The sequence below is a fragment of the Pseudomonas sp. LBUM1664 genome (assembly GCF_059695895.1).
In genome coordinates, this window is the sequence record NZ_CP166791.1 from 3,591,646 (window position 1) to 3,614,318 (window position 22,673).

The window sequence follows — 22,673 nt, forward strand, 5'->3', positions numbered from 1 at the left end:
TGATCCAACAATGAACTGTACGCCGGGCAAATAACCGCGCGTAGGGATGTTCTGTGGCTTGCGAACCCGATGGGTTAAACAGATCGAATGGTGTACGCAACGCTGGGCCAGCTTCGCCGCTTGTTCGGTCGAAGAATGGAACGGTCCTGAAAACAAACTCAAGGTAAGTCTCTATGTCCTTCAAATATGGAAAAGCACTTAGAAATGGATTGGCCCTGTGCATGTTGGCTGGGTTCTTCAGCGGCTGCGCCAATACGGGCGACTTGATGAACTCCTTGAACCCAGGCGCCAAAAAGTACGAGATCGCTTATCTGAAGCAAGCGATCATTCCGGGCAAGACCACAAAAAGCCAAGTATCTCAATTGTTTGGCGCGCCCACGAGCGAAGAGCTTGACTCGACAAGCACCAGCAACGAGTCGAACTGGACGTACGACAAACGTGAAGAAGGCCTCGATAAGTACATGAAGCTGGCTCATAAATATGTCTCGACCGAGACGAGCCTGAAGATGTATGACACCTCGGCACAAGTATCGAAAGCGCAGGGCGTGGCCGATGACGTCAGTAGCGTCACGGGCACAAAAACGGCCCAGAACAAAACCGAGGGGACCGTGCTGATAGTTTATTTCGTAGACGATGTGGTCAAGTATTACCGGGTCTATTAAAACCGCAGATAACCGACCCGTTCGGCTTGTCCACTGACGTTATATTCAGCCACGACACGTGGGCAAGCCGAGCCGCCAGGCGGGAACACAGTAGTGTGCCCACGCAGAACTTCAATCACCCTTTCCAGGTACCGCCCATCACGGCACATCCCCGGGTGCTGTCCATCAGTTCGACTCTCCCATGCCCAAGGTAGTGATGCCCTCCACAGAATCTATCGACCTGGATAAAGTGCTGAATAGTACGGATGCGCCAGGCGCTATTTTTTAACGGATAACCCGTTTTTGGCCAATGCGTCGCGCCCAATACCTACCCGGGATTGATGAGGTTGAAAGTCTGTGGACAAGAACAGCGAACTCGACCAAGCCACGTTACGCCTGATCGTCAGCGCCTGCGCATTGGTGTACATCGTCATCCTGGCCAGCCTCCACCCCGATAAGGCCGCGGCCTACGTGCCTATCATCATCTATATCTCGACGTTCATCGTTGTATCGGTCTTCTTTCGCCTGATCATCAAGCGCAAGCCGGGGCACTTCTTCTGGCGACGCCTGTTCGCCATGCTCCATGACTACACCGGAATCGCTTTTGCCATGGTCGTGGGGGGCGAAGGCGCATTACCGATCTACGCGGCGCTGCTCTGGGTCACGTTGGGCAATGGCATGCGCTTCGGCTCCCGATACCTGGCGCTGGCGACCGTCATCGCATTGTCGACCTTAGTGCTGATTTTCTGTCTCAATTCGTTCTGGCAGACCCAGCCTTACATGTTCCTCATGCTGATCGTGACCACTATTGTGGTGCCGGCCTATGCGCACATCCTGCTTAAACGCACGCGCATTGCCTCCGAGGAGGCGATCCTGGCCAATCAGGAGAAGTCACGCTTCCTGGCCCAGGCCAGTCATGACCTGCGCCAACCGATCCATTCCATCGGCCTGTTCACCGCCTGCCTGCGCGATGCCAAGCTGGGCCTGGAAGAGTTGCGCCTGGTCGATAACATCGACCGCTCGCTGCATATCGTTTCACAGCTGTTTCGTTCGATCCTGGACATCTACACGCTCGATAACGGGCAGCTTGAACCGCAATCCGAACCCGTGCATCTGGGCGCGTTGCTACAGGACGTCGTCAAGCAGAACACCGAGGCGGCGCGCTGGGCGGGGGTCGAGTTGCGCTTGCGCGCCTGTCCTTACTGGGTAAACGTCAATCCTGGATTGCTGACCACCATGGTTCAGAACCTGGTGTCCAATGCGCTCAAATATGCGCCGGGCCAACCGGTGTTGATCGGCGTGCGTCGCCAGGACAAGGGCCTGGCCGTGGTGATCTACGACAAGGGGCGCGGCATCGCCGCCGAGCATTTACCCGAGGTGTTCAAGGAGTTTTACCGGGTGCGCCACGTACGTGACAAGGATGTCGAAGGGCTGGGCCTCGGACTGTCCATCGTCAAGCGCATCAGCCAGATGCTCGATGTCGATATTCACATCCACTCCAGGGTCGGACAGGGCACCAAGGTGGCAATCAGCGGCCTGGAGCAAGCGGCACCAAGGGCCACGGCACCCAAGGTGGCAACCGCCTACAGCCGCCTGAGCGGGTTGCGGGTGTGCTTGGTAGAAGACGACGCGAACGTCTTGATGGCAACCTCGGCGCTGCTGGAAAAATGGGGTTGCGCGGTAGAAACCCACAGCGATGGAGAAGGGCTTTCCAGTGACTGCGACATCATCATCGCCGACTTCGACCTGGGCACAAAGGTCTCGGGCTCCGAGTGCATCGCGTCAATACGCGAGCAGCGTGGCTGGGAAGTCCCTGCGCTGGTCATTACCGGGCATGAGATCGAGCGGATACGCCAGTCACTGCAAAGCCTGAATATCTCGGTTTTGGCCAAGCCGGTGCGACCACCTGAACTGCGCGCCGTATTGCTTGAATGGGTCAAATAGATCGACCTAAAGGGTAACGGCTCGGCTCCCACAAGGGATTGAAGGCGCGCAAGAATCTGGCGGCCGACCCTGAAAAAGTAGGGGCCGGCCAGACCTTGCACCCGGTCAAGCATAAGGATTGAGCTTACATCAGCCGACCCAGCCGACAGCCGTTTTGGGGATGACTTCAGACTCATCGAGCTTGGACGCGAACATGCTCACCGCTTCGAGTGCATCCGTCGTCCCGGCTCTGACCTGCATGATAACCAAGCCGGCCTGGTCTGCCAGGGTGACGCCCCGTAGCGCGCCTTCATGGGTCACATTCATACTCGCGACAGCGTCACGGGTTTCTGAAAGGATCATGCCAATCATCTCGGCAATCTCAGACGTCGAACGGCTTGTACGGCCAGCCAGTTGCCGAACCTCGTCGGCGACAACCGCAAACCCCCTCCCCTGGTCGCCAGCCCGCGCCGCTTCAATTGCCGCGTTAAGCGCAAGCAAATTGGTCTGATCGGCGATCCCGCGAATGGTATTGACGATCGCCGTGATTTCTTCCGAGCGAGCACCCAACTGCCCAACCAAACGCCCGGATACACCGATATTGTCAGCAATCAGGCGCATTTCCTTGGCCGTCTGCTGGATAACCTGTGCGCCCTGCTCTGCGACTTTCTCGGTCTCGGCGGAGATGTGGTATGCACGAGAAGCGCCACGTGAATCTTCTTCGAATTTCTCTACCCGCTCACTGATGTCACTGGCAAATTTCACGATCTTGCTCAACTTGCCTTCGGCGTCGTAGACGGGGTTGTAGCTCGCCTCCAGCCAAACGACCCTACCGTGCTTGCCAATACGCTTGAATTGACCGCTGAAAAACTCACCTGCGTTGAGGCGACGCCAGAAATCGCTGTACTCCGCACTGCTGACCAGGCTTGGCTCGCAAAACATTCGGTGGTGTTTGCCCTTCAGTTCGGCCAGCGAGTAATTCATAACGCTTAGGAAGTTGTCGTTGGCGGTCAAGACGTTGCCGCCCAAATCGAACTCAATCACCGCCATTGCACGATCAAGTGCTGACAGCTTGCCTTGTGTTTCTGCCTCACTCACGACCCGGGCAGTAACGTCGAGTGCGTACTTGACCACTTTGACGACTTGACCACGCTCGTCCGCCACAGGGTTATAACTGGCCTCCAGCCATACGTTCTGACCCTGCCCGCCGCGTCGTTGAAAAGTACCGGAAACGAATTTTCCGCTTCGCAACTGGTTCCAGAATTCGCGGTATTGAGCACTGCCCGTCAGCGCGGAGGAACAGAAATCTCGATGAGACAAGCCGGCCAACTGATCGGCACGGTATCCCATGGTTTTCAAGAAGTTTTCGTTGGCGCGCAGTACCTTGCCATCCGGACTGAACTCGACCACGGCCATCGACCGCTCCAGAGCGCCGACTAATCCTTTGTATGTTGCCAATTCGGCTGTCCTAGCCGTCAGTTCTTTTTTTAACTTTTTATCAAACATGACGTACCCTCGGCGATCCGGAAATAACCGCACCTACAGGGGTATCGGCTAATACGAGGCGGGCTTAATACCGCACGACGAAATTATGTTTTGACGCCAAAAAACGGGCAGCTAAAGCTGTTTTTGTTATCGGGGTGAACGCCTCAAACCATCGCGCTCCCAATGTCAGTGAGTGGCATGACGAGGCAACGCCACTGAAATAAGCGCGGCGAGCAGCACAAATGCGCTCGAGATCCACAAGCACGCCTGCAGCCCGTACACCTGATACACCCAGCCAGAGAGCACCGTCCCGATCAACCGCCCCATGGCGTTCGACATGTAGTAAAACCCCACGTCCAGTGATACGCCATCTTCCTTGGCATAGGACACGATCAGGTAGCTGTGCAGCGACGAATTCACGGCGAACAGCGCGCCGAAGACCATCAGTCCGCCTAGCAGCACCGCCTGTTGTGACAATCCGCTGTTCATCCCGAGCGCAATTGCCGCGGGCAGACCCGCCAAGGCAAGTGCCCACAGAAACGCCACGCGACCATCCGGTACGCGCCCCCTTTTTTTGCCGGTGATGTTGGGCGCGAAGGACTGCACGATGCCGTAGCCAATCACCCAGGCTGCGAGGAAGCCGCCCACCTTCCAGAAGTCCCAACCAAAAACGCTGCTCAGGTAAACCGGCAAGGCCACCACGAACCAGACATCGCGGGCACCGAACAGAAACATCCGCGCGGCCGACAAAATGTTGATCGCCCGGCTCTTGGACAGGATGTCGCGAAACTTGGGCTTGGCATTGGCCTTGCCCAAGTCCTTTTTCAGCAGGATCAGGCTACTGATCCAGACCAGCGCCAGCACACCGGCCATGGCCAGCAACGCACCTTTAAAACCGATCAGCGCCAGCAAGGCTCCACCGAGGAAGAAGCCAACCCCCTTGAGCGCATTTTTCGAGCCGGTGAGGATCGCCACCCACTGGTAGAGCTTGCCTTGCTGCCCATCGGGCACCAGAAGTTTGATGGAGCTCTTGGCGCTCATCTTGTTCAGGTCCTTGGCAATCCCGGACAGCGCCTGGGCGCCCATCACCCACGGGACGGTCAGCCAAGCGACCGGAACCGTCAGCATCAGCAGCGCCGCGACCTGGATGCCCAAACCGATGTTCATGGTCCTGTTCAAACCCAGCCGGGCGCCAAGATAGCCGCCCACCAGGTTGGTGATCACGCCAAAGAGTTCGTAGAACAGAAACAGCGCTGCAATTTGCAGCGGGCTGTAGCCCAATGCGTGAAAGTGCAGCACCACCAACATGCGCAAAGCGCCGTCGGTGAGGGTGAAGGCCCAGTAATTGCCCGTCACGAGCAGGTACTGCCGCACTTGCGGAGCGAGGGCTGACAACGCTTTCATGACCGCTCCTCAGATGGCCAGACCAACCATTTTGGCCAGTTCGACGGTGCGGTTTGCGTAACCCCATTCATTGTCGTACCAGGCATAGAGTTTGACCTGGGTACCATTGATGACCATGGTCGATAACGCGTCAATGATCGATGAGCGCGGGTCGGTTCGGTAATCGATGGACACCAATGGGCGTTCTTCGAAACCGAGGATGTCTTTAAGCTCATTCTCGGAGGCGTCCTTGAGGAACTGGTTCACTTCTTCGACGGTGGTGGCTCGCTCGACCTCGAAGACACAATCCGTCAGCGAAGCGTTGGCCAGCGGTACGCGCACGGCGTGACCATTCAGGCGCCCACGCAGCTCAGGGAAAATTTCCGCGATGGCGGTGGCCGAGCCAGTACTGGTTGGAATCAGACTCATGCCTGACGCACGCGCACGGCGCAGATCCTTATGGGGTTGATCGAGAATGCTCTGGGTGTTGGTCAGGTCGTGAATGGTGGTGATCGAACCGTGGCGAATACCGAGCTTTTCGTGGATGACTTTCACCACGGGTGCCAGGCAGTTGGTGGTGCACGACGCCGCCGTGACGATGGGATGTTCTGCCGGTTTAAACAGCTGATGGTTGACGCCCATCACGACGTTCAACGCGCCTTTTTCCTTCATCGGGGCGCTGACCACCACTCGCTTCACACCTTGGTCGAGGTAAGCCTGAAGTGCGGCGACAGTCTTCATCTTGCCGCTGGCTTCAATCACCAGATCGCAGCCCGACCAATCGGTGTCGACGATCGCCTTGTTGGCCGTTACCTTGACTCGTTTGCCGTCGATGACAATGCTGTCGCCCTCGGAGTCGGCCTGGTAACTCCAACGGCCATGCACCGAGTCGAAGTTCAGCAAATGCGCATGCGTCGCCGCATCGCCTGCCGGATCGTTGATCTGCACGAATTCGAACTCCGGCCAGCTCCAGGCCGCTCGCAGAGCGAGGCGACCGATCCGGCCAAAGCCATTGATACCAATTTTGATCGTCATGTTGTACTCCGTGTCTGTTCTCAGTAGGCGTTCGGATGATGGGTGTTGTTGCAAGAGAAAGAACCTTCAGATGGAACGCTGATTGACTCGTTTCATAAGTTCTTGCGCCGACTCCTTGCGCTCGGAATAACGATCAACCAGATAGTCCTGACGGTCGCGAAGCAACAACGTGAATTTCACCAACTCTTCCATCACATCAACGACACGGTCGTAGAACGGTGAAGGTTTCATCCGGTCGTTATCGTCGAATTCAATATAGGCCTTCGGCACGGACGATTGGTTGGGGATGGTGAACATGCGCATCCAGCGCCCCAGCACTCGCAGCTGATTGACCACGTTGAACGACTGCGAGCCACCGCACACCTGCATGACGGCGAGGGTTTTGCCCTGGGTTGGACGTACCGCGCCCATTGCCAGGGGTACCCAGTCGATCTGCGCCTTGAAGACCGCGCTCATGGAACCGTGACGTTCCGGGGAGCACCAGACCTGCCCCTCGGACCACAGCATCAGCTCGCGAAGTTCCTGAACCCGAGGATGATCGGCCGGCGCGTCGTCCGGCAGCGGTAAACCTGACGGATTGAAAATCCGCGCCTCGGCGCCAAGGTGTTCCAGCAGTCGAGCAGCTTCTTCTACCAGCAGGCGACTGAAGGAGCGCTCACGAGTCGATCCGTACAGCAGCAGAATGCGCGGCTTATGGATGGAGGTCTTTTCGATACCGAGTTTGTCTGTCGATGGGAGATCGATCAATTCGGCATCGAGTTGTGGGATGCGCTCATCAAACATAGTCTTTGTCCTGCGCAACGGCGCTCTTGGAGTCATCGAACCAGCGGCGCTTCAACCAAAGAGCAACACCGACCAGGGAAATCAGTACCGGCACTTCCACCAATGGGCCAATCACCGTGGCAAAAGCGACCGGGGAAGCCAGGCCAAAGGTGGCAATGGCCACGGCAATCGCCAGTTCGAAGTTGTTGCTCGCGGCAGTGAACGCCAGTGCGGTGGTGCGCGGGTAGTCAGCCTTGAGCAATTTGCCCATCCAGAAGCTGATGAAAAACATCACCACGAAGTAGATTGTCAGTGGGATCGCGATACGCAACACATCCAGCGGCAATTGCAGCACCACGTCACCCTTAAGGCTGAACATGGCCACGATGGTCAACAGCAGCGCCACCAGCGTCAGCGGGCTGATCTTCGGAATGAAGCGCTCCCGGAACCAGGCTTCGCCTTTACGGTCGATGAGGATCTTGCGGGTCAGCAAGCCTGCAAGGAACGGAACGCCCAGGTAGATCAGCACCGACTCGGCGATGCTGACAAAGCTGGTCTCAATCACACTGCCTTCCAGCCCGAACAGCGGTGGCAACAACCCAAGGAAGACCCAGGCATACACGCTGAAAAACAGGATCTGGAAGATGCTGTTGAACGCCACCAGCCCGGCGACGTACTGATTGTTGCCACCGGCGATCTGATTCCAGACCAGCACCATCGCGATGCAACGGGCCAAGCCGATCAAGATCAGGCCCGTCATGTATTCCGGCTGGTCCCGCAGGAAGATGATCGCCAACGCGAACATCAACACCGGGCCGATGACCCAGTTCTGGACCAAAGACAAAACGAGAATGCGCTTGTCCTTGAAGACTTCCGGCAGTTCCTCATAACGAACCTTGGCCAGCGGCGGATACATCATCACGATCAGCCCGATAGCAATAGGGATGTTGGTTGCCCCCACAGAAAGACTGTTGAGCCACTGCGGCCAGCCTTCGAACAGGCTACCCAAACCGATACCCAAGGCCATGGCGAGAAAAATCCACAGCGTCAGGTAACGGTCCAGAAAGGAAAGGCGGCTTTTACTCATGATCATTACTCCAGTGGTTACAGCGTGCCAATCAGGGCTAGCTCTGCCTTGAGCTGTTCGGCACTCAGTTGGCCAAGCGGTAATGCCAGGAAGGCTTCAATGCGGGTTCTGATCTGCTCCACGGTGGCTTCAAAAGCCGCCTCGATCTCTTCCTGAGTCCCGTGGTATTGCGAAGGATCGGCCAACCCCCAGTGCCCTTTTACAGCGGGACCGAAAAATACCGGGCAGGCTTCGCCGGCGGCTTTATCACACACCGTAATCACATAGTCGGGCGCCAAATTTTCGTGAGCGTCACTGGATTTGCTGAACAGGCCTTCGGTGCAAATGCCTGCTTTTTCCAGCGTATTGATACTGAGCGGATGCACCTCTCCCTTCGGCTGACTGCCAGCGCTGTAGGCTTTCATGCCTTGCGGTGCCAAGTGATTGAAGATGGCCTCACAAAGGATGCTGCGGCAGCTATTGGCGGTGCAGAGAAACAGGATTTTCATCGGACGGTCTCGTAGTAGTCGAAGGAGAAGTCATGCGATTTTGCTTTCGCAGCAAGCGGCTGCCCGTTCAGGGCGCCCCCCCATTTCATCAAGGCGCTTGGCATCAGGGCTTAGCCAATGCTTGTTGGTTTCGAGTACCACCGTCAGTACCTGATGCACCCAGTCGGGAAGGTTCGGGTGCAGTCGATAGTAGACCCACTGACCCTGCCGACGGTCCGACAGCAAACCGCAAGTGCGCAACTGCGCCAGGTGCCTGGAGACTTTCGGCTGACTCTCATTCAATGCGCAGGTCAGCTCGCAGACACACAACTCTCCCTCTCGGGTAATGAGCAACATCATGCGCACACGATTGTCATCAGCCAGGCATTTGAAGACAGTGGTTGGGGTCAGATGGTCAGCCATTTCAGTTCTCAGTGTTTGGTTTTCACCAAGACAAACATCTTGATGCGGTCATGAATTTCGTGAAGCGCATGACGGAACGCTTCGGGCTTGGTGCTGGAGGCCGGGTCTTCACAGCTCCAGGCCAATGCCTCGCCAGCGCCGGGGAGCGACTGGCATTCCAAAGCAGCTTTATCACACAAAGTGATGACGTAATCGAAGCGCTCGCCACGAAACTCATCGATCGACTTGCTACGCAACCCTTCAGTGTTGATCCCAAGATGCGACAACGCCTCGAAGGTACGAGGGTCGACCCCTGTCGGAGCAGTGCCGGCACTGAACGCCTCGAAATGCTCCGGATCCGTGTGCCTGAGCAACGCTTGCGCCAGCTGTGAGCGTGCAGCATTGGCGGTACAGACGAAGAGAACGCGGGCTTTGCTAGTCATGATGCAGCTTCAGCTCATATATGGGAGTTCGAATATATGATTTTTCAGATGCAAGGTAAAGTATCGACCGATTTCTTTATTCGAAAAAGCAATGGATTAAGTCGAATGGCGATAGAGAACGCCATAAAACAGGGAAAAATTGGAAGATTGGCATATGACGGCGCCAGAAACATTTAGTAATCAGCATATATGGATTACGTAATAAATCTGTCACCCATCCAGGGATAGCCTCTGCTCCGATCCAACCAAGAGCCAGAAAAATGAAAAAAACTGACGATCACCGCTGCCCTGCGGACCAGTCTTTTTGCAAGCGTCAGCTTCGCGGGTCAATACGACAAGCCAGGGTTTGATGGGATGACAGTGAAATCGGGCGACGAAAAGGCACTCAAGGACTATCTGAGCACACCTAAAAAGTAAACCGCAGCTGACCCTGGCGGGACTACTGACGGTGCAGCAGGGGCCGCTTCCAGCGCTGACCTGAGTCAAGTCGAGCATGCAAGCGTTGTGCTGTACTGCTCTGGATAACGTTTTAACAATCGTCGGAGAGTTAAAATGAAAACCCTTGAGATCTTTGATTCCGCCCTTTGCTGCAGCACCGGCGTGTGCGGCGTCGAAGTCGACCAGGCGCTGGTCACCTTTGCGGCTGACGTGGAATGGGCGCGGCACCAGGGCGCCAAGATCGAGCGTTTCAATTTGGCCCAGCAGCCGCTGATGTTTGCCGAGAACGCCACGGTCAATGCCTTTCTGCAACGCTCCGGCCAGGAGGCGCTGCCATTGCTTTTGCTCGATGGCGAAGTGGCCCTGGCGGGGCGCTATCCGAGTCGTTTCGAACTGGCCCGATGGCTGGGCGTTGCCGAGTCCGGCGAAGTCAAACCACAGGACACATGCTGCTCCGGCGGCCGCTGCTGCTGCTGAGCCCAGGAGAGCCTCCCATGCATTTTCTCGACCAAGCGCCGCGGTTTCTGTTCTTTACTGGCAAGGGCGGTGTGGGCAAAACCTCGATTGCCTGCGCCACCGCCGTGCGGCTCGCCGCCGAGGGCAGGTCCGTGCTGCTGGTGAGTACCGATCCTGCCTCCAATGTCGGCCAGGTATTCGGCGTCAGCATCGGCAATCAGATCACTCCGATTCCTGCGGTGGTGAACTTGTCGGCACTGGAAATCGACCCGCAGGCGGCCGCTCAGCTGTATCGCGACCGCATCGTTGGCCCGGTGCGCGGCGTGTTGTCCGAGGCCGTAGTGAAGAGCATCGAGGAACAGCTTTCCGGTGCCTGCACCACGGAAATCGCCGCATTCGACGAGTTCACCGCACTGCTGACCGATTCGGCGCTGACCCTGGCTTACCAGCACATCATCTTTGACACCGCGCCCACCGGGCACACTATTCGCCTGCTGCAACTGCCCGGCGCATGGAGTGGCTTCCTCGAAGACGGCAAGGGCGATGCCTCCTGTCTCGGCCCGCTGGCCGGCCTGGAAAAGCAGCGCAGCCAGTACCAGGCCGCGGTCGATGCCCTGGCCGACCCGCTGCGTACCCGCCTGGTACTGGTCGCCCGCGCACAGGCATCGACCTTGCGCGAGGCCGCGCGTACCCATGAGGAACTGGCCGCAATTGGCTTGCGCCAACAGTACTTGGTGATCAACGGCGTGCTGCCTGCCGCCGAAGCGGCAGAGGATGATTTGGCTGCGGCGATTTTCGCCCGTGAGCAGGCGGCCGTAGCGGCGCTTCCTGCCGGACTGATGGCGCTGCCCCGCGACCAGATCGCGCTCAAGGCATTCAACCTGGTCGGACTCGACGCGCTGCAGCACCTGCTCGACAGCGACGAGCCGCGGATCGCCGCTACCACCCAAGAATTGCCACCAGCATTGGATGCGCCAACGCTCGCAGCGATGGTCGATGAAATTGCCGCCGATGGCCATGGCCTGGTCATGGTGATGGGCAAAGGCGGTGTGGGTAAAACCACCCTGGCCGCGGCCGTGGCGGTCGAACTTGCACAACGTGGGCTGCCGGTGCACCTCACCACTTCGGATCCAGCGGCGCATCTGAGCGAAACCCTGAGTGAAGCACTGGACAACCTGCGGGTCAGTCGCATCGACCCCCACGCCGAGACCGAGCGCTACCGTCAGCAGGTGCTGCAGAGCAAGGGTGCCCAGCTCGATGCCCAGGGCCGGGCCATGCTCGAAGAGGATCTACGCTCGCCCTGCACCGAAGAGATCGCCGTATTCCAGGCCTTCTCGCGGATCATCCGCGAAGGCGGCAAGCAGTTCGTGGTGATGGATACCGCACCGACTGGTCACACCCTGCTGCTGCTCGACGCCACCGGCGCCTATCACCGGGATATCGCCCGGCAGATGATCGACAAAGGCGTGCATTTCACCACGCCTATGATGCAGCTGCAGGATCCCAAGCAGACCAAGGTGCTGCTGGTAACCCTGGCTGAAACCACACCGGTGCTGGAGGCGGCCAGTTTGCAGGACGATCTGCGCCGTGCCGGCATCGAACCCTGGGCCTGGATCATCAACAACAGCATCGCCGCAGCCACCACCCATTCCCCACTGCTGCTGCAACGCGCCGCCAACGAGCGCCGCGAGATTGCGGCCGTAGCCAATGTGCACGCCCGCCGTTATGCGTTGGTGCCGCTGCTCAAGCAGGAGCCGGTGGGCATCCACAACCTGCGCGCGCTGACGCACAGAGAACAGGTTTGAGCATGAGTGCCGTCCAGCGAATTGTTTTTTTCGAAGGCTGCCTGTCGGCTTGTATCGCAGCCTACCGATCAGACAACCTTGTTACTCGGCATTAAGCGAACACCGACTGCTAAACATCACCAATAAAGCGCATCAAACTGGGGATGATGTGAGCAGCATCTGGCCCAACGCCTCTGAGGGTGGCCGAAGCAAAATTGCGCTGTTTCGGCAACCCCACAAAATACAACCCCGGTACGTGCGCCGCCTGGCCGTTGCGCTGAGCCAGGCTTGCCTTGGCCTCCCTGTGTAGACCTGCCAGAAAACCAAGGTTCGGACGAAATCCAGTCGCGAAAACCAGACTGTCCACTTCAGTGTGCTGCCCATCGGCCCAGATCACGCCCGTTGGTGACACTTGCGTGAACATCGGCTTACGCTCAAATAGTCCCTGCTTCATGGCCTGGCGATAGGTGCCATGATCCAGCACGGGGGTACTTTGGTCATTCAGCCAGCGGGTCTTCTCCAGCCCTGTCCACTTGAGCCAAGCGTGAAAATCCACACCCAGGATCTTTTGTGGAAAAAACCGAATCAACTCTCTTGTCGCCAACACGACGCTGCTGACTTTAGCCAACTCAAAGGCAATTTGTACGGCTGAGTTGGCTGCACCTACGACCACTACTTTTTGATCCCTAAAGCCGTCGACATTTCGGTAATCCGCGCTGTGTAAACGCTGCCCGCGAAAACGCTCCAATCCCTGAACATCAGGGATGAACGGCTGATTGAATCCGCCGGTGCAGACGATCAATGCCTTTGAACAAAAACGCTGGCCATCGGATGCCTGGAGCAGAAACAGTCCATCTTCCCTCCACACCCGCTCGACTCGAATGTTCTGCCGAATGGGGAGCTGGAAAGCGTCCGCGTATTGCTCCAGATAACGTACCACTTCATCGCGCAGTGGATAGTGATGAGCGTTAGCTGGGAACGGCATCCCTGGCAGTGATGAATAAACTGCCGGGGAAAACAGCCTCAGGCTGTCGTAGTAATTGCGCCAGTTCCCACCAGGTTGGCGCTCGGCATCCAGGATGAGAAACCTGAGAGTGTGCTGCCGCAGATGCCAACCGCACGCAAGCCCTGCTTGGCCCGCACCAATGACAATGACATCCATGGGCTCATTACTTACATTCATGTGTGCGCACTCATGCATACATAGAGGTAAAAAAAACTACTCTGGAACACCAGGGCAGCAAAACGGGGCCAGCTTCTTCATTTGCTGGAGCATGGCTTCAAGCCGCGTCACGACAGCCGGGCCATCGACTTCATAGAACATCTGCCGGCTGACCTTGGTAGCGCGGACAATGCCCGCTTCTAACAGCACTTGCAGATGGCGGGAAACCACTGAGCGCTCTTGAGGGAGCCCTTCGGCAATCTCGGCGATATCCGCACGGCCCAGTTGCATGACGCGTTTGAGCACAGCGACTCGCGACGGCTCACAAAGCGCCTTGAAAAACGCCCCGTCGAGAGACTCGATGGCGGCATCGATGGCTTGGGTACGTGTAGAGGGCTTGTTTGTCATGCTTGCAACTATATGTGCATATTCATGCATACGTCAATTCACGAAACTCACGCAATCCGAGATCCCGTAGTACAGTGCACGCCAACGATATGAGAACCCGCTTTGAGATTATCTGAAGTGCCCAAGACTCAGTTTGAATGGCCCCTTGCATCACGTCACCCGTCAGCGGAAGTGGTAACAGCATGATCGAAATCACCGAAGTCTCGATTGCACAACTGCGTGCTGCGCTCGAATCTGGCAAGACCACCGCGGTAGAACTTGTCCAGGCCTATCTCGCCAGGATCGATGCCTACGACGGTCCCGAAACGCCCACTGCCCTCAACGCGGTGGTGGTTCGCAACCCCGATGCACTCAAGGAAGCGCAGGCGTCCGATGCCCGTAGAGTCAGCGGCCAGAGCCTCGGTCCGCTCGATGGCATTCCCTACACGGCCAAGGACAGTTATCTGGTGAAGGGGCTCACCGCAGCCTCTGGAAGCCCTGCCTTCGCGAACCTGATTGCCTATCGCGATGCGTTCACGATCGAACGGCTTCGTGCTGCTGGCGCGATCTGCCTGGGCAAGACCAATATGCCGCCCATGGCGAACGGAGGCATGCAGCGCGGGGTATATGGCCGTGCAGAGAGCCCGTACAACGGCGACTATCTCACCGCTCCGTTTGCATCCGGCTCTTCGAACGGTGCGGGCACTGCGACTGCGGCCAGCTTTGCAGCATTCGGCCTGGCCGAAGAGACCTGGTCCAGCGGACGAGGCCCGGCATCGAACAATGGTTTGTGCGCCTACACGCCTTCGCGCGGCGTGATCTCGGTGCGTGGCAACTGGCCGCTGACGCCGACGATGGATGTTGTCGTGCCCTATGCCAGGACGATGGCCGACCTACTTGAGGTGCTCGACGTAGTGGTGGCAGATGACCCCGAGACTCGGGGAGACCTGTGGCGCCTGCAGCCTTGGGTGCCCATTCCGAGCGTCGCCTCGGTTCGCCCCGCCTCGTATCCGAGCCTGGCTGCCAATACGGGTGCGCTCGCCGGCATTCGGTTCGGCGTTCCGCGCATGTACATCAACGCCGATCCCGAAGCGGGCACGGCGGATGCTCCCGGTATCGGCGGTCCGACGGGGCAGCGAATCATCACCCGCCCCTCGGTGATCGCGCTCTGGGAGGAGGCTCGCAAGGCCCTCGAAGCCTGTGGTGCCGAAGTGATGGAAGTGGACTTCCCGCTGGTGTCCAACTGCGAGGGCGACCGCCCTGGCGCACCGACGGTGTTTACTCGAGGCCTGGTTTCCAAAGAGTTCCTGCACCATGAGTTATGGGACTTGTCGGCCTGGGCGTTCGATGACTTTCTTCGAGCCAACGATGATCCGAAATTGAATCGCCTGGCCGACGTTGACGGACCGCGGATTTTCCCCCACGACCCAGGCTCCCTGCCCAACCGGGAGGACGATCTCGCCGCTGGCATGGACGAGTACGTGAAGATGGCCGAGCGCGGTATCACCCCTTGGGACCAGATTCCCACCCTGCCTGACGGGCTGCGCGGACTTGAACAGACGCGGCGAATTGACCTTGAAGACTGGATGGATCGGCTTGGGCTCAATGCGGTGCTTTTCCCGACTGTCGCCGACGTAGGGCCGGCGGATGCTGACGTCAATCCAGCGTCTGCCGATATCGCCTGGAGCAACGGTGTATGGGTCGCCAACGGCAACCTCGCCATCCGGCACCTGGGCGTCCCCACCGTTACTGTACCGATGGGGGTCATGGCAGACATTGGCATGCCCGTCGGGCTGACATTTGCCGGTCGCGCCTATGACGACTCGACACTGCTGCGCTTGGCTTCGGCGTTTGAATCAATTGGCTCGAAACGACTGATCCCACCTCGGACCCCACCGTTGTCGGGCGACGAAAAATAGCGGTTCGGCGGGGTTTACCCTAATGCCGATCAGTTAAGAGAAATAGCGACAAACAAAATCCCGTGGCGAGGAAGCAAGCTCCCTCGCCACGGTTTGGGTGATGCTGTGGCTTCTGCTTAACTGACTGGCATGAGGGGTCAAACTCGTCCGAGAGCGCATAATCCGCGTAATTGTGAAAGCTGCGATTGAGCCAACATGCATTGGTCTCATCGGGAATGGTTTTTGATTTTTTTCGCACCCCACCCAACTCCAGAATAGGCTCATGTTTGATCCCCCATTGAGTCAGTAGCGCCATGCCCTTCAGCCCTCGGGCGCCGATGCGAGCGGTAACCAGACACGGACCTCGAATCCCTCCTGTCGGCCTGTGGCCGGCGACAGCAGCATTATTCGCCCGTTGACCCCTTGCACAATCGTCTTGGCAATCGCCAACCCCAACCCTGACCCGCTGGTTTCACTCTGACCACGGACAAAACGCTCGGTCAGGTGCTGCAACACCGCTTCCGGTACCGGCGGGCCGTCATTGACTATCCGCAGCAGCGCCTGGTCAGTGAGACTGACTTCAATCGGTTGATCCTTCTCGCCATACTTCAGTGCATTCTCGACCAGATTGCGTAACAGGATCCCGAAAGCGTCCGGGTCAATGGCCGAGTACACATGGGCCTGGGCAGGCAACTGCAGCTTGATCGGGCGACCGCTGCTGTGGCACCACTCATCCACTACATGAGCCAGCAACGGAATGAGATCCTGAGGCGTTTGCGACAACAGCCCACCGCCCTCGGCCTTGGCCAGTTGCATGAGTTTTTCCGAGAGCCGCGCCAACTCACGCAGCGAGTTTTCGATTTTTACCGCACGCAACCGCAACGGGCCTTCGGGCGCTTCTTGGCGCAGCCGCTGGACCTGCGCCAGGGTCGCGGCCAGTGGCGTGCGCAGTTCATGGGCACTATTGGCGGTGAAGCTGCGCTCGGCCTCCAGAGCCTTGCGCAAGCGCTCCAGCAGCCGGTTAACCGCGTCAGCCAAAGGATCGATTTCCGCCGGCAGGTGCGGCACCTTGATCGGCGACAGATCCCCTACGCCACGGACCTCCACGGCACGACGATAGGCCAGCACGCTGCCCAGGCTCATGCGTACGAATAACCAGGTACCCAACAGGCTGATGGGGATCAGCGCCAATAACGGTAACAACAAAGCAAACAAGGCCTCCCGTGCGGCCTCGCGGCGATGGCCAAGGGGCTCGGCGATTTCGATGAACACTGTCTCACGTAGCGCACTGGCGCCATACAGACGATATTTTTTAGTGGTGGAGAAACCCTCAGTCGGTTGTTTGCTGAAGATCTTCGGGTTGGCATCGTGGGACTGCATCAGGATCGTGCCCTTGGCATCGCGCACCAGGTACGTCAGGTATTCCTTGTGCATTTTCAGGGTGGCCACGTGCTGTGCCTCACCTGGCTCTTCCCGATTGCTGATTTCCAGAATAGCCAGGGGCAGGATGCGTTGCGCGGTCTCCTCCAACGCGCTGTCAAACGCCTCGTTCAACTCGTGTTGCACCACCCGCCAGGTGCCGACAGTCGCCGCCAGCCAAAGCAAGGTCATGCCCAGGGTCAACCCCAGGCCGAGGCGTTTTTGCAGGCTGGATGATTTCATGGGGACGACAACCGGTAGCCCATGCCGCGCACGGTTTCGATGAGGTCGCGGCCGAGTTTCTTGCGCAACCGGCTGATATAGACCTCGATAGTGTTGCTCTCGATTTCAGCGCCGAAGGCGTACAACCGGTCTTCGAGTTGCGCCTTGGACAACAGCGCGCCGGGGCGCTGGACAAATGCCTCGAACAGCGCCCACTCGCGCGCCGTGAGGTCCACCGTCGCGCCGGCCCGCAACACCGTACGGGCACTCATGTCGATGTGCAATTTGCCGAGTTTGATCTGCGGGTTTGGGTTGCCGCTGTAACGGCGAGCCACCGCAGCAACACGGGCCGAGAGCTCAAACAAGTCGAACGGCTTGACCAGGTAATCGTCGGCCCCGGCATTGAGGCCGGCGATGCGATCGGATATCTGGTCCTGAGCGGTCAGGATGATCACCGGAGTCACGTCGCCTGCACACCGTTGCTGACGCAAGAAATCCAGCCCACGACCGTCCGGCAGCATCAAGTCAAGCAGGATCAAATCGTAAGGGGTGGTGCGCACGCTGTTGCGCGCATGGTCCAGGCGCTGCACCCAATCGACTGCGTGGCCGTCATCGGCGATCTGTTCGCTCACCGCCTCTCCCAGCCCTGGCGCGTCCTCGACCAATAAAACCCGCATCTGGCAGCTCCTGTGATGTTGTCGTGCAGCACCTTAATCGCCTTACCTGACGTGAATCTGAAGATTCAGGTGGTTGTCAGGAATGCACCCTAGGGTATGCCAACGACGGCGCCTCGACAGGAGACAGATCATGAAATCAGGTTTTATTGCCAGCACTGCGCTATTGAGCTTGCTGGTCACCGGTTACGCCTTGGCCGAGGAAGACTGCCGCGACCCGGTCAGTGACTGGCAATCACGCGAAACCTTGCGCCAGCAGGTGGAGCAGCAATATGGCTGGAGTGTGCAGCGGATAAAGGTCGACGACGGTTGCTACAAGCTCAAGGGATTGGATCGCAAGGGCAATGCTATCGAAGCCAGTTATTCACCGGCATCGCTGCACCTGCACAAACTCGAGATCCACTTCCAGGACGATGGCGATGCCAAGGATTACCTCGGCAGGCCACGCACAGAATGACCTTCCCACCTGTCGAGGAGTTTCCCTGCCCTTCAGGTTGCTGTCAGCAAGCAGGTCCAGGCTCTGGACCTAACGATCAACAAAGGACACTCCCATGAAAAAAATCATCGCTGCAACCTGCATCGTCAGCGCCATTGCCCTGCCTGGGCTGGCCCAGGCCCGTGAAGTAACCCTGACCACGCAGCTCAAGAGTTATAGAGGAAATGACGCGTATCTGGCGATCTACCTGACTGACGCCTCCGGCCAATATCAGAAAACCCTCTGGGTGGCCGGCAAGAAAGCCAAATATTACAAACATCTGGCCGACTGGGCCCGTGGAAGCCAGATGAATCCGAACGAGTTTGACGGGGTCACCGGCGCCAGTGTCGGCAGTGGGCGCACGCTCAAAGTCAGCGTCGAGCTGGCAGACACCCTGATCGATGCCGGGTATCAAATCCGCATTGACAGCGCCGTCGAGGACAAACGTGATGCCCGTGCCGATGTCAGCGTGCCCCTGACTTGCGAGGGCGCAGGCAAGCCTGCGGCCGGCAATACCTACGTCGAGTCCTTTACTTACGATCTGTAGCACCTGCCACTTCTGGAGGCTGAACATGCTTCGCCAGTTCCATTCCCTGTCCGGTCTGTTCGCCGCCCTGTTGGTCATGTTGTTGGCCATCAGCGGCGCGCTGCTGTCTGTCGACCCGGCCCTGGAACGCCTGCACAGCACACCCACCGCGACCGGACAAATCAACGTCGGCCAGTTGGCCGGGCGCATCGCCAGCCACTTCCCGGGCGTGGAGCAGATCCAGCGCACTGCGTCCGGGACGGTGATCGTCTACTACAACCAGGACAGTCAGGCAGGGGCAGAAAAGGTTGACCCGCTGACCGGCCAAGGCCTGGCGCCTTACGAACCCTCTGCCCTCTCACGTTGGATGAAAGACCTGCACCGCTCGCTGTTCCTGGGGACACCGGGCCACGGGGTGTCGGGGGTTGGCGCGCTATTGATGCTGATGCTATCGGTGTCCGGTGCGCTGTTGCTGGCCCGACGACAGGGCGGCTGGCGCAACCTGCTGCGCCCCTTGCGAGGAACCTTCAGCCAGCGCTGGCACGCTGAAGTCGGGCGTCTGGCATTGCTTGGGTTGCTGCTGTCGGCACTGAGCGGGCTCTATATGTGCGCCACCACCTTCGACTTCATCGCCGATGGCAGTCAGAGTGAGCCCACCTTCCCCACCCACGTCAGCGCCGGCCCGGCGTTGCCGGTGGCGAACCTGCAAGCTTTGCAGGCCACCGACCTGAATGACCTGCGCGAGCTCGTCTACCCCAGCCCCAACAATCCGCAGGACGTGTTTTCCCTGCGCACGGTCCAGGGCGACGGTTACGTGGACCAGGCCAGCGGCATCTTACTGTCCTATCAAGCCCACGATTCGATGCACAACCTCTACGAGTTGATCTATCGGTTGCACACGGGTGAAGGTCTCTGGTGGCTCGGCCTGTTGTTGGGTCTTTGTGCTCTCTGCGTGCCATTGATGAGCATCACCGGCATCCTGATGTGGTGGCGCCGCCGCAAGGCCGGGCCGAAAATCCGTCAAAACAGCGACGCACAGTCGGCCGACACCGTGATATTGGTGGGCAGCGAAAACAACAGCACCTGGGGCTTTGCCAACACCTTGCATGATGCCTTGCACCAGGCCGGCCACCGCGTGCATAGCGCGCAGATGAATCAATACGCCAACGACTACGTCAATGCCCAACGCGTGTTCATCCTCACCGCGACCCACGGTGACGGCAATGCTCCGGCCTCGGCTTCGCAGTTTCTGGCACGGCTGGCCAAAGTCGGCCTGAAACCCGGCCAGCCGTTTGCCGTGCTGGGTTTTGGTGACCGGCAGTTTCCGCAGTTTTGTCAGTTCGCACAGCAGGTCCAGGATGCCCTGTTGCAGGCCGGTGGCTCTGCGTTGCTGGGCCTGGAAACCATCAATCGCCAATCCGCCCAGGAGTTTTCTCGCTGGGGCCACGCCTTGGGCGAAGTTCTGGGCCACGACCTGATGCTGGTCCACACTGCACAACAACCGCACACCCATCAACTGGTGCTGACCGAGCGCATTGCCTACGGCGAGCAAGTGGATGCACCGACCCACGTACTGCGCTTCAAAGCGTCGGGAAGGCTGCCGGACTTTGAGGCCGGTGACCTAGTCGGCATTCTGCCCCCGGGCAGCCCGGTCCCGCGTTTCTACTCGCTGGCCAGCAGTTCGCAGGATGGCGTGTTGGAGATCTGTGTCCGCAAACATAAAGGTGGCGTGTGCTCGGAGTTCCTTCACGGCCTGAACATCAGCGCACCGATCAAAGCCTTCATCCAGCCGAATCCGCAATTTCGGCCGGCGTCGGGCGCACACCCGGTGATTCTGATCGGTGCCGGTACCGGCATTGGTCCCCTGGCCGGGTTTATCCGCAACAACAAGGCCCACCACCCCATGCATTTGTATTGGGGCGGGCGCAACCCGACCTCGGATTTCCTCTATGAGTCGGAGCTCAAGCGCTACCTGGCAGACCATCGCCTCACGGCATTGCGCGCCGCGTTCTCACAGGTTATGGACCGCACTTACGTGCAAGACCGCTTGATCAACGATGCCCAGGTCCTGCGGCGGCTGATTGAGAAAGGTGCCCAGGTGCTGGTATGTGGCGGACGCGAGATGGCCAAAGGCGTGATGCAGGCGCTGGATGAAATACTCGCGCCGCTCAACCTGAGTGTGCAGACCCTCAAGGCACAAGGACGCTACCGTGAAGATGTCTACTGAATGGCAACGCTACAGCCTGAACGGTGAGACCATGGGCACCCGTTACACTGCCGTGTTCTATGCCGCAGCCGGAATCGATATCGACAGAATCGGCCACAGCCTGGCATTCACCGTGGCCCGGGTGGACCAGCAAATGTCCACCTGGAAACCCGACTCCGACCTCAACCGCCTCAACACCGCACCCGAGCAGCAATGGATGTCAGCGCCCAAGGAGCTGGTCACGGTGCTGTCTACGGCGCTGCGTGTCAGCCAGCAATCAAGCGGCGCCTTCGACATCGCCGTCGGTGATCTGGTAGACGCCTGGGGATTTGGTCCCGGCGAACAATCGGTCACGGAGCCGGTGCTCGGTACGACGCCACTGCGGGCCCGGCTGTCCGCCAGTGCGGCGCTGGTGGTTGATCCACAACGCAATCAAATACGCAAACGGGCGCCGCTGAACCTCAACCTGAACGGCATCGCCAAGGGTTTTGGCGTCGATGAACTGGCCCGCTGCCTGGAGGGTTTCGGCATCACGCGCTACTTGGTCGGCATCGATGGCGAGATGCGCGCCCGTGGCGTCAAGCCTGATGCTCACCCCTGGGTCGTGGCCATAGAAAAACCCTGCCGAGGCATGCGTGAAGTCATGGGTGTGATGGAACTCCACGACGCCGCCATCGCCACCTCCGGGGACTACCGACACTGGGTCGATGTGAAGGGACGGTCCTATGCTCACACCATGAACCCGGCCACCGGTGCCCCCGTGTGCAATCCACTCGCAGCCGTCACAGTCGTGGCGACTTCGTGCATGCTTGCCGACGCCTGGGCCACGGCGCTGATGGTGCTGGGCGAAATCGGTGGTCCACGGCTGGCACAGGAGCGTGGGATGGACGCATTGTTCGTCCTGCACGACGGTGAGCAATTCAAAGAACTGTCCATTGTCGGCGGACAGGTGCAGGCGCAGATTGAAACGCGCTGAAGCCGATTCCTGGCCACTCAGGAATCTCGGGGCAACGCCCCATCGATCGTCAACATCCTGGGTTGAAACAGGACCAGCAGCGTTAGCCCCGAATACCCGAACCCAGTGGATTGCCTGACCGCCCATGAGGTTACCGTTGGTCTAGATAAAAACCTGACAGAGAGGCCAGCTCAAACATCGTGATCTAGTATCTACCCCAGTTCCGGCTGGAGATTGTCCAAATGTCGTTGGCTGAAGAACACAAACCTGAACGCCGCAAGGAAACCCGGCTGTTCCTCTTCCTCGTCGTCTGCCTCTTCCCCTTGCTGTCGGTTGCCTTCGTCGGCGGCTACGGTTTCCTCGTCTGGTTTTTCCAAATGCTCTATGGCCCTCCGGGTCCACCCCACTAACGGATAGCTGTTTCTCAAGGCTATTGGAGCCTG

22 protein-coding genes and 1 pseudogene are annotated in these 22,673 nt (G+C 58.7%); 10 read left to right on the plus strand and 13 right to left on the minus strand.

Annotation, left to right across the window (positions count from 1 at the left end):
- The first annotated feature begins 173 nt into the window (after positions 1 to 173).
- Both ACA047_RS16640 and ACA047_RS16645 read left to right on the plus strand, forming a co-directional pair.
- A complete protein-coding gene (locus tag ACA047_RS16640) occupies positions 174 to 662 on the plus strand; it encodes a hypothetical protein (RefSeq protein WP_497351079.1) in 489 nt (162 codons plus the stop codon).
- 336 nt (positions 663 to 998) lie between these two features.
- Positions 999 to 2,585, plus strand: coding sequence for an ATP-binding response regulator (locus ACA047_RS16645; RefSeq protein WP_497351081.1), 1,587 nt, complete (start codon positions 999 to 1,001; stop codon positions 2,583 to 2,585).
- 129 nt (positions 2,586 to 2,714) lie between these two features.
- Here ACA047_RS16645 and ACA047_RS16650 read toward each other — a convergent pair whose 3' ends face one another.
- From ACA047_RS16650 to ACA047_RS16690, 9 genes and pseudogenes are all read right to left on the minus strand, one after another.
- On the minus strand, positions 2,715 to 3,329 hold the full coding sequence (locus tag ACA047_RS16650) for a methyl-accepting chemotaxis protein (protein WP_497360396.1): 615 nt from the start codon (positions 3,327 to 3,329) through the stop codon (positions 2,715 to 2,717).
- Positions 3,303 to 4,070: pseudogene (locus ACA047_RS16655) on the minus strand (PAS domain-containing protein); the annotation flags it as partial. The pseudogene ACA047_RS16655 and the gene ACA047_RS16650, both read right to left, overlap by 27 nt.
- 165 nt (positions 4,071 to 4,235) lie before the next feature.
- Positions 4,236 to 5,453: an organoarsenical effux MFS transporter ArsJ gene (gene arsJ, locus ACA047_RS16660; protein WP_497351083.1), complete on the minus strand. Its 1,218-nt coding sequence runs from the start codon at positions 5,451 to 5,453 to the stop codon at positions 4,236 to 4,238.
- A 9-nt stretch (positions 5,454 to 5,462) separates the two neighbouring features.
- The gene (locus tag ACA047_RS16665; RefSeq protein WP_497351085.1) at positions 5,463 to 6,467 is read right to left on the minus strand and encodes an ArsJ-associated glyceraldehyde-3-phosphate dehydrogenase; all 1,005 of its coding nucleotides are present in this window, start codon (positions 6,465 to 6,467) and stop codon (positions 5,463 to 5,465) included.
- A 66-nt stretch (positions 6,468 to 6,533) separates the two neighbouring features.
- Positions 6,534 to 7,250, minus strand: coding sequence for an arsenical resistance protein ArsH (gene arsH / locus ACA047_RS16670; RefSeq protein ID WP_497351087.1), 717 nt, complete (start codon positions 7,248 to 7,250; stop codon positions 6,534 to 6,536).
- Positions 7,243 to 8,316, minus strand: coding sequence for an ACR3 family arsenite efflux transporter (arsB, locus tag ACA047_RS16675; protein ID WP_497351089.1), 1,074 nt, complete (start codon positions 8,314 to 8,316; stop codon positions 7,243 to 7,245). The genes arsH and arsB overlap by 8 nt, the downstream gene beginning before the upstream one ends.
- 17 nt (positions 8,317 to 8,333) lie before the next feature.
- Positions 8,334 to 8,804 carry an arsenate reductase ArsC gene (locus ACA047_RS16680; RefSeq protein WP_497351091.1) on the minus strand — a complete coding sequence of 157 codons (471 nt, stop codon included), beginning with the start codon at positions 8,802 to 8,804 and terminating at the stop codon, positions 8,334 to 8,336.
- A 30-nt stretch (positions 8,805 to 8,834) separates the two neighbouring features.
- Positions 8,835 to 9,206: a metalloregulator ArsR/SmtB family transcription factor gene (locus tag ACA047_RS16685; RefSeq protein WP_497351093.1), complete on the minus strand. Its 372-nt coding sequence runs from the start codon at positions 9,204 to 9,206 to the stop codon at positions 8,835 to 8,837.
- An 8-nt stretch (positions 9,207 to 9,214) separates the two neighbouring features.
- Complete coding sequence (locus tag ACA047_RS16690; RefSeq protein WP_497351095.1) at positions 9,215 to 9,628, minus strand: arsenate reductase ArsC; 414 nt, start codon at positions 9,626 to 9,628, stop codon at positions 9,215 to 9,217.
- A gap of 552 nt (positions 9,629 to 10,180) precedes the next feature.
- Between ACA047_RS16690 and arsD the strand changes: the two genes are divergently transcribed.
- Complete coding sequence (gene arsD, locus ACA047_RS16695) at positions 10,181 to 10,543, plus strand: arsenite efflux transporter metallochaperone ArsD (protein WP_497351097.1); 363 nt, start codon at positions 10,181 to 10,183, stop codon at positions 10,541 to 10,543.
- 17 nt (positions 10,544 to 10,560) lie between these two features.
- Complete coding sequence (gene arsA, locus ACA047_RS16700; RefSeq protein WP_497351099.1) at positions 10,561 to 12,327, plus strand: arsenical pump-driving ATPase; 1,767 nt, start codon at positions 10,561 to 10,563, stop codon at positions 12,325 to 12,327.
- Between the two features lie 109 nt (positions 12,328 to 12,436).
- Here arsA and ACA047_RS16705 read toward each other — a convergent pair whose 3' ends face one another.
- Positions 12,437 to 13,489 carry a flavin-containing monooxygenase gene (locus ACA047_RS16705; protein ID WP_497351101.1) on the minus strand — a complete coding sequence of 351 codons (1,053 nt, stop codon included), beginning with the start codon at positions 13,487 to 13,489 and terminating at the stop codon, positions 12,437 to 12,439.
- 36 nt (positions 13,490 to 13,525) lie between these two features.
- Positions 13,526 to 13,876 (minus strand): ArsR/SmtB family transcription factor, encoded by a 351-nt coding sequence (locus tag ACA047_RS16710; RefSeq protein WP_497351103.1) that lies wholly within the window; start codon positions 13,874 to 13,876, stop codon positions 13,526 to 13,528.
- 182 nt (positions 13,877 to 14,058) lie between these two features.
- Here ACA047_RS16710 and ACA047_RS16715 point away from each other — a divergent pair, with 182 nt between their 5' ends.
- Positions 14,059 to 15,774: an amidase gene (locus ACA047_RS16715; protein WP_497351105.1), complete on the plus strand. Its 1,716-nt coding sequence runs from the start codon at positions 14,059 to 14,061 to the stop codon at positions 15,772 to 15,774.
- Between the two features lie 300 nt (positions 15,775 to 16,074).
- Here ACA047_RS16715 and ACA047_RS16720 read toward each other — a convergent pair whose 3' ends face one another.
- Together ACA047_RS16720 and ACA047_RS16725 are read right to left on the minus strand one after the other, a co-directional pair.
- Positions 16,075 to 17,415 (minus strand): sensor histidine kinase, encoded by a 1,341-nt coding sequence (locus ACA047_RS16720; protein WP_497351107.1) that lies wholly within the window; start codon positions 17,413 to 17,415, stop codon positions 16,075 to 16,077.
- Entirely contained in the window at positions 17,412 to 18,071 is a 660-nt protein-coding gene (locus tag ACA047_RS16725) for a response regulator transcription factor (protein WP_497351109.1), read from the minus strand. The genes ACA047_RS16720 and ACA047_RS16725 overlap by 4 nt, the downstream gene beginning before the upstream one ends.
- Positions 18,072 to 18,201: 130 nt before the next feature.
- On the opposite strand from ACA047_RS16725, the gene ACA047_RS16730 reads away from it, so the two are divergent.
- From ACA047_RS16730 to napE, 5 genes are all read left to right on the plus strand, one after another.
- Positions 18,202 to 18,525, plus strand: a complete 324-nt coding sequence (locus tag ACA047_RS16730) for a PepSY domain-containing protein (protein ID WP_497351111.1) — start codon at positions 18,202 to 18,204, stop codon at positions 18,523 to 18,525.
- A 94-nt stretch (positions 18,526 to 18,619) separates the two neighbouring features.
- Positions 18,620 to 19,090, plus strand: coding sequence for a DUF2271 domain-containing protein (locus tag ACA047_RS16735; protein ID WP_497351113.1), 471 nt, complete (start codon positions 18,620 to 18,622; stop codon positions 19,088 to 19,090).
- Positions 19,091 to 19,115: 25 nt separating this feature from the next.
- Complete coding sequence (locus ACA047_RS16740; RefSeq protein WP_497351115.1) at positions 19,116 to 21,296, plus strand: PepSY domain-containing protein; 2,181 nt, start codon at positions 19,116 to 19,118, stop codon at positions 21,294 to 21,296.
- Positions 21,286 to 22,251 (plus strand): FAD:protein FMN transferase, encoded by a 966-nt coding sequence (locus tag ACA047_RS16745; RefSeq protein WP_497360398.1) that lies wholly within the window; start codon positions 21,286 to 21,288, stop codon positions 22,249 to 22,251. The genes ACA047_RS16740 and ACA047_RS16745 overlap by 11 nt, the downstream gene beginning before the upstream one ends.
- Positions 22,252 to 22,472: 221 nt before the next feature.
- Positions 22,473 to 22,640, plus strand: a complete 168-nt coding sequence (napE, locus tag ACA047_RS16750) for a periplasmic nitrate reductase, NapE protein (protein ID WP_497351117.1) — start codon at positions 22,473 to 22,475, stop codon at positions 22,638 to 22,640.
- Positions 22,641 to 22,673: the final 33 nt, after the last annotated feature.